Origin of the sequence: Pseudomonas frederiksbergensis, from assembly GCF_035751725.1 — a bacterium.
Classification (GTDB): domain Bacteria; phylum Pseudomonadota; class Gammaproteobacteria; order Pseudomonadales; family Pseudomonadaceae; genus Aquipseudomonas; species Aquipseudomonas frederiksbergensis_A.
The window spans coordinates 1311788-1325235 of sequence record NZ_CP142104.1; the positions used below are offsets into that span (position 1 = coordinate 1311788).

4 protein-coding genes are annotated in these 13448 nt (G+C 59.5%); 3 read left to right on the forward strand and 1 reads right to left on the reverse strand.

Translation table 11 applies throughout. The features are described from left to right. Positions 1-35: 35 nt before the first annotated feature. Genes VQ575_RS05710 through VQ575_RS05720 form a run of 3 tightly spaced genes read left to right on the forward strand, consistent with a single transcriptional unit; the run spans position 36 to position 12063 of the window. The gene (locus VQ575_RS05710; protein ID WP_325919244.1) at positions 36-3668 is read left to right on the forward strand and encodes a Tc toxin subunit A; all 3633 of its coding nucleotides are present in this window, start codon (positions 36-38) and stop codon (positions 3666-3668) included. A 5-nt stretch (positions 3669-3673) separates the two neighbouring features. Further along, complete coding sequence (locus VQ575_RS05715) at positions 3674-7732, forward strand: Tc toxin subunit A-related protein (protein ID WP_325919246.1); 4059 nt, start codon at positions 3674-3676, stop codon at positions 7730-7732. A 5-nt stretch (positions 7733-7737) separates the two neighbouring features. Continuing rightward, complete coding sequence (locus VQ575_RS05720) at positions 7738-12063, forward strand: Ig-like domain-containing protein (protein ID WP_325919249.1); 4326 nt, start codon at positions 7738-7740, stop codon at positions 12061-12063. Positions 12064-12073: 10 nt separating this feature from the next. Here the strand turns inward: VQ575_RS05720 and VQ575_RS05725 are convergent, their stop codons facing one another. Continuing rightward, positions 12074-13405 (reverse strand): DUF58 domain-containing protein, encoded by a 1332-nt coding sequence (locus VQ575_RS05725; RefSeq protein ID WP_325919250.1) that lies wholly within the window; start codon positions 13403-13405, stop codon positions 12074-12076. Positions 13406-13448 lie beyond the last annotated feature (43 nt).

Sequence of the window (13448 nt, forward strand, 5' to 3'; positions counted from 1 at the left end):
GCCGTCCAGGTTACTGTCGACTCAAGGAAACGGTCATGGCGGACTCCCAGCCGGCTGTACAACTGATGAATCAGATATTCAGCCAAAAGCAACGCACCGAATACGTCGCGCTTGGTGAATACCTCGAGAAAGGTGGCTCGATCTTTCCACTCGTGGAAAACGGTGTGAAAGGGCTGGTGAAAGATTTCGGTGTAAGCCCTGATGATGCCCGTCAGTTTTTGCGCCGGGCCAATAGCATGGCACTTTACGTGAGGCGGCAGTTCATCGAGCACGGGTTGCATGATACCGGAACTCAGGCGCAGAGCAGCCCGCGCAGCGGATTGTTGTCGATGGTTGACGGGCCTACTTTCAACACGCTGTTTAATCCCGGCTTTGACCGCATGTGCCCACCGCAAGCGTTGGAATCCATCACGTCACCGGTCGCGTATCTGATTGAATTGTTGAGGTGGATCGAGACGCGTATCGAAACGGTGGGTGAGGAGGACGAGAAGCGGCCCCTGCATGATCGGCGTACGGACCTGAAACCGCTGTCTATCGATTTTAATGCGGTGCATCGATCGATTTCGGCGGTGGACATTATCGTCCCGGTGCTGGAAGCCTTCATCGAGGCGCATGAACCTGAGGAGCCTGAGAGGGATCTTGAGGACGCCATGACCGAGGCGCGCTATCCCAATGGCCTCCCTTATTATGAACACTGGGTAACCCTGGACACCGTCGCACGTCATCATGGTTTGTCGGTGGGGGATTTCGCCCACCGGGTAAACCCTTCGTTTCCTTATTTTTTAGGGGGTGACGCCTGGAATGACGCTGCGGGGCACGCCCTGGCGCACGCATCGCGGCTGGGGCCTTTTCAACGACAGTTGTTGATGGAGGACGCTCCCGATTTTGACGATAGGGACGTGTATTACACCAACAACTTCGGCACTGATAACACCTACAAGCCGATCAACCTCCGCCAAGTGGATTTCTTCGGCGAGCGAACAAAACTCGATACACAAGGTCTTGAGGCCTTGTTGTCGGTACGCCGCTTCGCGCCCGTGCGCTCTGCCAATGTCAAGACATACCTCGAAGCAGAGGCGCCCGATGCACCGGAAAGCGGCCGCTCCGGATCGGTTTACCTCAATGCCAACGCTCATCCGGCTGTGCACATTACAAGTGGTGGGGCTTCGTTCTCGCACCGACTGACACTGAACGACGAAGAGCCCAATGGACTAATAGGATTCGACCGGATGAACCGCAAGGTGCGTCTGGACCAGTGGCTGATGTTGCCGTCCGAGCAGGTGGATGCATTGCTGGTCGCCGCCATCCGCGCTGACGTACGGGGGAGCGCAACGGACGGCACCTGGTGGATCAGCGAGGGCGTCGTGCATGCGCTGGGGCTGTTTCAATCGCTACGGGAACGTTACAGCTGTACGGCTGCGGATTTTGCCGTGTTTATCGACGAGCTGTCGATTTACGGTCGGGGTGAAAAGCTTTCGCAGTTCGATCAGATCTTCAATAACCAGGGGGATTACCGCGACCCCTTGATATTGGACAAGGGGACCTTTCCCCTCATGCCCGCCCCCGGAGTGCCCGACCTGACGGTCGCCAAGCTGTGCAGTGCACTGAACATCGATCTGAAAACCTATGCTTACCTGGCTCAAGCAATTGCCGAAGCCCATAACATCACGGATGGTCTGCTGTTGCGCACGCCTGAAATCGTGTCCAGCTTCTACCGTCTCGTGAGGCTGCCGAGGTTGTTGGGTATCACGCCGGTCGAAGGCATCCTGATGTTGACGGTGCTGGGCGGCAAGCCCTGGCTCAACGGTCTGGCGGGCTTTCCTCAGCTCAACTCGACGCCAGGTGATACAGCCACGGTCGAGCCCCCTGATGTGCTTTACCTCATCTGCGCCATGCAGGCATGCACGCAGTGGTGTGCCGATCGCAACTTTACCGTGCTTTGGATGTTGCAACAGCTGTCGCCGCCAGACGCCCGTGCAGCCACTGATGCCGAGCGCCAATTTTTTGATCAGGTGCTTAACCTGTTGCCTGGCGTGCTGTTTACCGATTCAGCGCTGTTGGCGGCCGGGGTGCCCGCGTTGGCCGGCGCCAGTTGGCTGGATCTGTTGACGGCGTTGGTCGATTCCGACGGGTTGGTCATTGCGTATCCGGGTTCCGAGGAGCAATACCTGGCGTATGCGCGGACCACGCTCGATGACGCGGTGAAAGATGGCCTTGGCGAAGGGTTCGACTCCGAACGTCCGGCCATTGTCGAGAAGATGCTGGCCGTGCTGTTGCAGGTCAGGGGGGCGCAGGCGTCCGTGGTCAGGGAAACCCTGGCGGTTTATGCCGGGGTCGATTCGGCGCAAGCCATTCATGTGCTGGCATGGGCAGATGCCACGGTGCATCGATTGTTGCACCAGATACTCGTACGCGCGCCTTCGGATAACCAGCAGCCCTCGAAAAGACGCGACGAAGAGTCCGATCCTTTGTTGCTCTTGCTGGCTGACGTGCGCCGCCGGGGGGCGGTGGTGGCGAAACTGGCGCTGAGCGCCGAATTGTTGCAGGACTACCTGGATTATGGCCATGAAGCGTGGCTGGGCCAGGACAATAAGCATGCGTTCACGATCGGGACGCTCTACTACCTGACCGTACTCACCCATGCGTTTGAGCTCAGTGAGCAGCCGGAGCAGCAATTGCTCGATTACCTGCGCGAGGTCAATGCATTGCCTTCGCCTTTGTCGGGAGACGCCCTGTCGTTGGTCCAGCAAGCGGCGACCATCAGGCTGGCCGAGTTTTTCAATTGGAGCGTTCAAGACGTACATGAGTGCATCCGTCACATCGCTCCGGGGGATGAACTTCTCAAAAAACTGGCTCAACTGGATCTGTTGATGCGGGTGCGGGAGCTGGCGGCGCACACCGGCATGGATGCCGTGACGATTTTTTTGATCGGCACGCTGCCCGAGGGAATAGACCCAGCGGCCTACAAGGACGCCGCCGAGCACGCATTGCTGAGCATTTCCGAATCGAGTCCCCCAGCGGCGACTGTCAACGAGGCTCTGGCGCAACTCGCGACCTTGACCATTGCGGCGAGTAAAAACGAGGTGGTGCCCAATAAACCCGATGAGAAAATCATCTACACCGTCACCCTGAAGGACGGCTCCGGGGAGGCGTTGAGCGGGGTATTCATTCACGCAAGCGCCACGCTGGGCACGATTGAAGACGTGGCGACGGACCCTGATGGCAAGGCTGAGCTGATATTCATGCCGGGCAAAGTGATGGGTACGGAAAAACCACTGTTCTGGCTGGACCTGTTTGAACCGCAGCGCGGGCCTACCGTCAACCTCGTTGCCGACCAGCAAACGCTTCAATTTCCAGCACCGCTCAAGTCAGCGGTACCGCTGGCAGAAGTGGCGTACGGCCAGGAAGTCGAACTCTACGCCACGATGGTGGACAGCTATGGGAACCTCGGTAAACACGCTCGGGTGCAATGGTTTGCCGAACCAGCTGAAAGGGTGGAAGGCCCCGCCCTGGTCATACGACCCAGACAGGGTTTGACCAACGAGGAGGGGCTGACCCGGGTATTCGTCTCCAGCCCGACCGGTGGAACATTCGCCATCTCTGTCTTGAGTGCAGATAGTGAAAACGCAGCCGAATTCGAATCCATTACATTCGCCAACCCGGAGTAAAGACCATGGCAAAGGAGACTGTTGGAGAGCTGCTCGAAAAACGTCGCACCGCCCTGGTCGACTATTGCCTGGGCCTCGATACAACGAGGTTCGGCTTTATGAAAACCCCGGGGGATCTGTTCGAACTGTTGCGCATGGACCCACTGGACAGCTACCCGGTGCAAAGCTCCTGGGTCGCCGAAGCCACCAGTTGCGCCCAGCAATTTATACACGCCGCTTACCGAAAGTTGGAACCCGGCTACGCCGAAGTGGAGTTCGACAAGGACGACCTGGCCACATGGGAGCTCTATAACAATTATCCGGATTGGGCAGCGGTGCAATTGATCGCCCTGTATCCGGAAAACTTCATCAACCCCTTCGTGCGGCAACGCAAGACCAGCCTGTTTAAAGCCCTGGAGAACAACCTCAACCAGGCGCAGCTCAATAGCGATTCCGTCCAGCTTGCGCTGCGAGAATACCTGCAGTCGTTCGAGCAAGTCTGCAACCTGGAAGTGATCAGTGCCTACATGGACGGCGCCACGCCCGAGCGGGCCGATTATTATTTCGTTGGTCGGCAGCGGGTACCGCCGTTCCAGTATTTCTGGCGCAAGGGCAAAGTCGAGCTTTCGCCCGCTTGCGAGGCGATCAATCCGGCGGCATGGAGTGAGTGGCAGCCGGTGGTTATTCCGACGGGCGCAACGGTCTTGGACATGCGTCCGGTGTTCTGGAACGGCCGGCTTTGCCTGGTCTGGGCGCAATGGCGAGACGAGGTGGAAAGACAGGGCACCGGCGAAGGCTTGCCACCCCGATTGGACATCGAGGTCGCATTCATGACCCAGAACGGCCAGTGGTCGGCACCACTGAGCTTGCACAGCTCCGCGCAGACAGGAGACATGCCTACGGGCGCCCGGTTGATTGCAACTTTGTGGACTGATCATGAGCATCCCAAGGGCCGGCTCGGTGTCATGCTGATCTACGGGGAAAACAAGACGGTATCTGCGGTGCGTGACGTGTTGTTCCGTCCGGTGGCTTGGGACGATGGCGGCTGGTTGCTCAAGGCTGCCCAAACACGCTTTGTCACGGCCCAGACGGTCCAGCATCCGCTGATGAACCAACCAACCATGATCGTAACCGATGATCCGTCGGGCAGCCTGACGCCTTACTTGGGCTTGCAGGCCGTGGCGTTTCGCGTGGGTAGTAACGACAAATTGTTTGTACAGGGCTTTTGCAGGCCAACGGGTTTATCTGGTGACCCTGTCTCCCTGAAATTGGAGTTGCATAACGGGACTCCCAATGACCCGCAACCGATTGTCAAAGCGTTTCCAATCGCCGGCGGCTGGAGTACTGACTGGCTGGAGTTAAGCCGGGGCGAAGGCTCCTGGCAGAATCCGGATTTCTTCTTGGGTTCTGAGGATGCAACGACTGGCCTTGGGCGGAAGAAATTCCAACTGACGATCAGTAACCTTACCGATTTCCCTCCCGTGACGCTGCTCAGCAATACGCTGGATGCGGCGCAGTTCCTTTCCTTCAATCAGCCAGGGCTGGTGCTTAAATATGCCCGTCTGAATTCGCTGTTTGGCCCCGAGCTGGTGCAGCGTTCAAATATTTCGGTCGACGCCGTGCTGGATTGGGACACGCAGTTCTTGCAGGAGCCGCCGCCCCTGGGTGTCACTGATTTCCAGGAGCCCAACGGTGCCTTCAACGGCGCCAACGGGCTGTTCTTCTGGGAGCTGTTTTTTCATTTGCCGCACTTGGTGGCTGTACGCCTGCGTGCCGAGGACCGTTTTCTCGAAGCGCAAAAATGGCTGCACTACCTGTTCGATCCGCAAGCGCCGGCAGATCTGCAAGACCGCTTGATTGAAAATCCAAAGCCTTTGTATTGGCGCTGCCGGCCGTTGGAGGGTTCCGGCAACGTGGGTTGTGAAGCCGATAACCCGACCGATCCTGATGCCATTGGTTACTCGGCGCCTAGGCATTTCAAGATCCTGGTGTTCACCGAGTACGTCAAGAATCTAATGGAATGGGGTGACTGGTACTACCGCCAACTCACCCGCGACAGCCTGGTGGCGGCCAAGCTCTGTTATGTCCAGGCCGAGTTTCTGATGGGCAAGGCGCCCGAGATTCGGACGGTCAACCGATGGGAGACGGCCAATGTAGCCAGCCTGATGGACAGTGCCGGCTCGCGACCGGCACTTGAACACTTTGAAACGAACCTGGCGTTCAGCCTGGCGGATTTTCCGGCGGCGGCCGAGGCCCCGCCGCTGTTGGGGTTGCTGGCAAACGAACCATTCCAATTGCCGATCAATGAGCAATTGCTGGCGCTGTACGAGTCACCCGGTCAGCGTTTGCGTAACCTTCGCAACAACTTGACCCTCGATGGCAAGCCACTCGACATTCCGCTGTTCAGCCCACCGACTGATCCCAACCAGTTGTTGCGTGATCTGGCGGCCGGTGGCGTGGGGGGAACACGACCCATGGGCGGACGCCTGGTGGTCGGCGCCTTCCGTTGGCGGGTGTCCTTCGAGACGGCGTTGCGGGCCGTCCAGGGCTTGCAGGACTATGGTGGCCAGGTGTTGCGCTTGCTGGAGCAGCGAGACCGGGCCGAGCAGGAGGCACTGCAGCAAAGCCACCTGGTGGAATTGGGAGCTTATGCGCGCACCGTTCAAGAGCAGAGCATCGATCAGTTGCAAGCAAGCATGGTCGCGCTGGAACAAAGTCGCGCCATGGCGCAAGAACGAGCCGAGGATTATGGGCGCCGTCATGACGAGAACGTCTCGGCGGTGGAATACGAGGTCATGGAAAACCTGCAACTGTCCAAAGGGCTGCAATTGGCCTCGTCGAGCATTAAACCGGCGGCAGCGGCAGTGGCGGCGCTTCCCACCATCTTCGGCCTGGCCTCCGGTGGACATCGTCTGGACAAAACGTTGGACGCGGTGGCTTTCGGGCTGGGCGTAGCCGCTTCTGTCGTGGAAATAGACGCAAATAAACAGGCCACCACCGAGGGCTACCGCCGTCGCCGCGAAGAATGGCGACTGCAACGCGATCAGGCGCTGGCGGAGGTGCGGGCAATCGATGCGCAAATCACCGCGCAGACCCATGCATTAAAGGCCGCGCAAACCACGTTGGCTCAGACCTTGAGGGCCAACGGCCAAGCCCTGACGGTTTATAACTTCATCAAGAAGCGCGCGACGAACACAGAATTGTTCGGTTGGTTGCTGGGGCAGCTCAAGGCGTTGCATTACCAGGCGTATGACGCAGTTGTCAGCTTGTGCCTCAGTGCCCAGGCCGCACTGAGTGCCGAGACCGGTGACTACGATACGCAGACTACCTTCTCCCAGGTCTGGCTGGACAACCGCCACGGCCTGACGGCCGGCGAGCATTTGCGCGGTCATTTGCTGCGCATGGAGCGTGAATACGTGCAACGTCATGAGCGACGGTTGGAACTGACAAAGACCGTTTCCCTGCGGCGTCTTTTTGATGACCAGGTCGAGCCCCAAGCCGGCGTACAAAGCTGGGACGCGGCATGGACAAGTTTGAAGGTTACTGGGGTTCTAGAGTTCGAACTCTCCCAATTGCTCTTCGATCGCGACCATCCGGGGCATTACTGTCGGCAAATCAATTCGGTCGAGGTCGACCTGCCTGTCGTGACGGGCCCCTTCGAAGATGTGCGGGCCACCTTGCTGCAAGTCGGCAGCATGATCGCTACCCAGGCGTCGGTCCAGTCGGTGGTCTATCTGCACGACCCGGCGGGCGGAGTGGCACCTGCCGACGTCCAGATCAACCTGCGCAGCGGGCAGCAAATCGCCCTGTCGACGGGGCTCTCAGCCAACGGAATGACGGCGCTGAAGCCTGATGAAGGCTTGCTCAATCCATTTGAGAACACCGGTGTGGTTTCTCGCTGGGTGTTGAATTTTCCCTGGCCGGAGAAGCCGCTCCAATCGCGAATGTTGTTGTCCCTGACTGACATCATCGTGCGCATTCGCTACACGGCGAAAGCCGGCGAGCCGACTTTCACGAGAGCTGTCGAGGACCGGGTCACCGAGGCTGAACGCTCTGGTGGGCTCAAGCGGATTTCGAGGGAGTAAAGGACATGGGTAACTGGGTCAGGGCCAATGAAAGCCTGGTGGTGAATGGTGATTTCGAGAGGGGGTTCGAAGGGTGGATAAAGGTCCTTCCGAGTTGGCTCTCCACCAACTCCGAAATGTATAACGGTGAAAGGATTAAATATCTGTCGGCCGGCAACCGTTCCTCGGTCAGTCAGTCACTGCAAGTACCGAAAGACCCGAGTGCCAAGGTTCGCTACGTGCTCACGTTCCTGTGCGAGATGCGGCATACCCTGGCGGGCCGGATGGTGGTCGAAGTCGGCGGGCAGGACGAAAAACAGGAGATTGCGTTGGTGCCCGGCGAACCCCGGGATGCATCGCAGGATCAGGCTCGGCTGCAAAAAGAGACGCCATTGGAGTTCAAGCCAAAAGAATACAACGTCCCCCTGGATTTACCTTTTACCGATGAAGACACGCTGATTATCAGTGTGCTCAGCCCTCCCAACGATGCTGGGGACTACACGTCCGCCGTTTGCATCACCCGCATCAATCTCCAGGTGCACCTGGAGCCTGCTGTCATTGAAAGGCTCAGGCTCGATGAGCAAACCCTCGCGCCGACCGGTTCTCTGTACGTGTGCCAGGGGGCTGAGGGCGTGCTGGCCCATAGGCTGACATTCGAACCCGAACCGGAAAGCGTCTGGCGAGGTACCGAGGCCGCGCTGACCAGCGACGACAACCCGATGGAAGCGGTCGTCTCCAGGCCTGCCTGGGGTCAGGACCAACCGATGGAACGGCCCTGGGAACTCGAATGTCCGCTGATGGATGATGAGGGACCTTATCTGTTCTCGATGAACCTGCTCAACCAGTACACCGCCGAGCCTTATCCGGTCCAGGTGTCGCTGGGGCATCATCGGCTGGACTTTCTAAAGGTGCGCGAAGCGGCCTACTTCCCGGTGCTCGAGTATGAACAGAGTGTGCGGCTGGGGGTCCAGGTTGCTTCGCATTACACCCGCCAACCTTTGGCTGGACGGACGGTGAGCTGGACCGCCGCCCCCGGGCAAGCCAAGACGGATGCCGTGACCGATGCCCAAGGCTGGGCCTATTACGACTACAAGCCGACCCAGGCCGGCCACATGGACGTCGAGGCGTCGGTGGAGAGCCTTTATTACGCAGCCGGCGTCGTGACCAAAACCCTGGCGGTCGAGGTTCTGGCGACCGACCCCTGGAAAGACTTGCTGGTGGTCGTTGAGGGCGAGGACGCCCGGTGGGAAGAAAAAACCGGCTACCCGAACCGGGGCTCGGACTATCCGTTGGAGCTGAAACTGCCGGCCGCCAGCCCACTGCAGGGAACGACGCTGGCGCTGCATTGGAACGGCGATTCCCATGAGCAACTGGGCGTCACTGTCGAGCCGGCGCTCGAAACCGCGGTCCCGGTCAGCGACACCGGACTCACGTGGACACTGACGAGCGACGATCGTCTGGACGGTCGGTTCTCCCTGGAACTGACCTGCTCGAAACTGCTGCTGCCTTCGCCGAAAAAAGCAATGTCGTTGGCGCGTAACCTGGTGAAGGTCGGCCAAGTACGGGAGGCCAACAAGTTTCCGGTCGTGGACGAGAACGAAAGTGTTTTGTTGCGGGTGCAGGTGGTCCACGTGCTTTCAAGCGGTGACGGGGATCCGGTCGTCAATGCGCTGGTCGAGTGGAAGACTGCGGATGGACCGATTTCCACCGTTCCCACGGGAGCCGGTGGCTGGGCGAGCGTGCTGTACACGCCGCAGAGCGCGGGGGACAAAATCGTCACCGCCAGCGTCAAGGCCCATGCCGAGGCGGTAGCGGTGGAGCGGCCCTTCAACGTGGAGGCGATCGCCACCAGCCCTTGGAAAAACGAGGTGACGATTCTGCTGGATGAAGACGAAGTCAACCGCAACAGCCTTGGGGTGCTTTGTCGACGCGGCCGGACCCATACACTGAAAGTTGTACCGAACGCGGGCAGTAGTTGGGTCGGTAAAAACATCAGTTTGCATTGGCGCGGTGATGCACCGGACATCGGACTGGAGCCTGGTGATCTTGGGGTGCCGAAGCCACTGGCGGCTGGCGGTACCTCATGGAGTCTTCGGTCCTACATCGCTGACAGTATCAGCAGTCTGTTTGACTTGGAGCTGCGCCTTGAGAGTGTTTCGGTCAACCGGGAGTTGGCTGGGCGATTGGTGTCCGAGGATCTGGCCGAAGAAGTCAGCCTAAGGCTCGACCAGGTAGCGGCAGAGTTCGATGCCCAGGCACTCTATCCATGCCTGGGGACGACTCACCGTTTCAGTGTCTTGCCCAACGCCTTGAGTCCATTGGTGGGGCTGGAGTCGATGTTGGGTTGGTCGGGGACCTCTGCCGAGCAACTGAATGCAAGCGTTCAACCGGCCTTGAACGAGGTGCAACTTGTCAGCGACGGCGGCGCGATCTGGACGCTGGACTTTACCGCCAGTGAACAACCGGGCCAGTTTGCCTTGGCTTGGACACTGCCGGCGTTGGACTTTGTCGCGACCGCAAAACCAATGAGCTTGGGGCATAACAAAGTCAGGATCCAGGCATGGCGCGATTCGCCGGTAGATCCGGTGGTGGGGCAGGATGCGGCGTGGCTGTGGGTCCAAATTGTTTCCCATTTCACCGGGCGCGTCGTCGAGCAGGTGCCGGTGCGTTGGACAGGGGGGGCAACGCCAAGTGAAGCCGTTACCGACGCGGCTGGCTGGGCCGGGTTTGCACTGGAACCGTCCAACGCTGAGCCCCATGAAGCCACCGCGTCGGTCACCAGCCTTTATGACGGCTTCGAAGATCGCCATGTCCTGACGGTCACGCCGCTGGCAAGCGATCCGTGGTCTGAGCTGACCGTTGAATTTGACGGTGCATCGCCGCAGCGCTGGGGAGACAAGACGTATTTTCCGCGTCGCAAAAGCAGTCACAACCTGAAGCTGCGAGCCCCACAGCATAGCCCGTTGTTTGAGCATGAGGTGACATTGGGCCTGACGGGGACGGGACCTGCCGAACTGGGACTGAATTTTCTCCCTGATGCCCTGGGCGTGCCGAGAAAACTGCTTGCGCAAGGGTTGGACTATGACTTCAAGGTCAATGACCTCAAGGACGGCAGTTTCGCCTTGCGTTTGTCAGCAACGCGCCTGGCGAGCTTGTCGCCGGCCAACGCCATGTCCGTGGGGACCGGTTCGCAAGTGCTGAATCTGTTCTTGAGCAACAACGTTCTTCAGGTTCTGGATTGGGGGGGCGAGGTTTACGCGGAGGTCAGGTTGCGCTCGGCGATCAGTGACAAGCCAATGGTGGGGTGGACAGTGACCTGGCGCGCCCCTGACCTTGGCGAAGTGACTTCTGAAACCAACTATTACGGCGTGGCGCGGGTGCGCTTTGTGCCCACCACGCCCGGGGCGGCACAGCTGACGGCGACGGTTGGCGACGTGGTGTATTCGGAGTCGGTGACGTTGCCCTATGTCTTGAATGAGCCCAGGAAAATAGAATCGCTGACAACCCCTCAGCCAGATGCCCAATCGGGGGAGCCGGTTTCGGCGGTTGTGACTGTGGTATCGGCTATGACCGATGAGCCTTTGCAGCACGTTGAGGTGAAGTGGGAATACCCAGGCCTCACATTGGCTCCGACCTTTACGGATGCCGACGGGAACGCGTACGTGGAATTCACATTGCCTGAAACCGGCGGAGGGCTTCTGGAAGCCATTGTGCGCGGTGGGTATGCAGGATGGGAGGTGAGACATTTGCAGTTTGGGGAGGAAGCCGTTCCATCGCAGCTCGTCGTTAAATTCGACGAGTTTTTAATGGATTTCGGAGGCAATGCCTATCCGTGTCATGGCGCTAATCACATGTTCACTGTGCGGCCTGAATCTACCAGCCCGTTTTTGGGTAAGCAGGTAAAACTGACGTGGGAGGGAAAATCCGACGCGGAACTTGGTGTGCAGGTCAGCCCTTCATTGGACGTCGCCCAATTGCTTGCAGCAGAGGGGGTCACCTGGGAGTTGGACTGCCTGCATACCAGTCAGAACGGGAATTTTTCCTTGCGCTTGGAGGCGGTGGACTCAGGGCTCACGTCCGAGAAGTTGGCTATGTCGTTGGGGCACAATCTGGTGAATGCTGAACATTGGAGGACGGGGCCATTTGTAGATGACCCAGGTGACACGTTTTACAGGGTTCATATTCGTGCCACGTCCAGATTTTTAAACGCGCCGGCACCTCGTGTTCCAGTACGGCTGAATGGGAGTAACTACACTGATACCGATGCTAAAGGCGAGGCCAGCGTCATTGAGTATGAGGGTGAGGGAAAGCATCTATCGATCATCAACCGATACGACAACAGTAATGGATGATGCCCTCCATCTACAAATCACCCGCCTTCTTCCACCCCAGATATAACGTCACCAGCTCGGCCCCCAGCTCCCCGGGCCGAGCTTGCAACACCGCCACTCCGTGGGCGCTCAAGCGCTCATGCAACGTCGCCCGCGCATTCAAATAATCCACCGTCCCGCAATAAGCCAACGCCTCGGGCAAGGTTTGCACCGGCGCCTGGCGCAATCGGTCTAGCGCTTCTTCGCGCAGGCTCGCCACCAACACCCGATGCCGTTGGCCCAGGCGCTTGACGGCGACCAGCAGTTCCTCATCGTCCTCGTCCCGCAGGTTGGTCACCAGCACCACCAAGGCGCGGCGTTTCTGTCGGGCCAGCAATTGGGTGACGGCGGCCGGGTAGTCGGCGGGGTATTGGCTGCTGTCGAGGTCATAGACGCTGTTGAGCAACACGTTGAGCTGGTTTGTGCCCTTGACCGGGGCGAGGTAGCGCGGTTGTTCGCTGGCGAAGGTGCTCAGGCCCACGGCATCGCCCTGGCGCAGGGCGGTGTAGCTGAGCAGCAGGCAGGCGTTGAGGGCATGGTCGAAATGCGACAGCTCGTCGTCCTGGCTGCGCATGCGCCGACCGCAGTCGAGCATGAAGATGATCTGTTGGTCGCGTTCGTCTTCGTATTCCCGGGCGATGGGTGTGCGGTGGCGGGCGGTGGCTTTCCAGTCGATCTGGCGCAAGCTGTCGCCTTCGCGAAATTCGCGCAGCTGATGGAATTCCTGGCCCTGGCCGCGGCGTTGCCGTTGGCGGATGCCGAGTTGGCTGAGCCAGTTGTCCACCGCCAGCAATTGACCGTCGTAGAGCCTGGCGAAATCCGGGTAGACGCGGGTGCTGTCGAGAGCCGTCAGCAGGCGTTTGTCGGTCCACAGGCCCATCGGGCTGGGCAAGTTGATTTCGCAGTGTTCGAAGCTGAAGTGGCCGCGCTTGAGCGGGCGGACGCGGTAGCCGAGCCGGGTGAGCTGGCCGGGTTGCAGTTCGGCTGACAGCGGCAGGTGTTCGAAATCCAGGCCGTGGGGTACGTGGTCGAAAATCTGGATGTCCAGTGGCTGGGCGAGATCGTGGCTGATTTCCAGGCGCACTTCGCTCCAGCGGCCGAGGGCCAGGCTGCCGGGCAGCTGCCGCTGGACACGGGGCGAGGGCAGGCGGCGGGCGCGTACGGCGTCGAGAATCGACAAGGCCAGCAGGGCCAGCAGCAAACCCCAATTGATCGAGAGCAGCGCTGGGGGCACCGCGAGGCCCAGCGCGCGCAAGGCGCCCAGGACAATGCCGACGGCCAGCAGGATCGCGAGCCAGATCAAGAGCAGGCGGGAGGGTTTCATCGCAACATCTCGGCTGCGCAAATCCCCGTGGCGAGGGAGCTTG

What these genes read in the sequence shown, in the direction of transcription:
- VQ575_RS05710 (WP_325919244.1), top strand. Translation starts at nt 36, where the DNA reads ATGGCGGACTCCCAGCCGGCTGTACAACTGATGAATCAGATATTCAGC.
- VQ575_RS05715 (WP_325919246.1), top strand. Translation starts at nt 3,674, where the DNA reads ATGGCAAAGGAGACTGTTGGAGAGCTGCTCGAAAAACGTCGCACCGCC.
- VQ575_RS05720 (WP_325919249.1), top strand. Translation starts at nt 7,738, where the DNA reads ATGGGTAACTGGGTCAGGGCCAATGAAAGCCTGGTGGTGAATGGTGAT.
- VQ575_RS05725 (WP_325919250.1), bottom strand. Translation starts at nt 13,405, where the DNA reads ATGAAACCCTCCCGCCTGCTCTTGATCTGGCTCGCGATCCTGCTGGCC.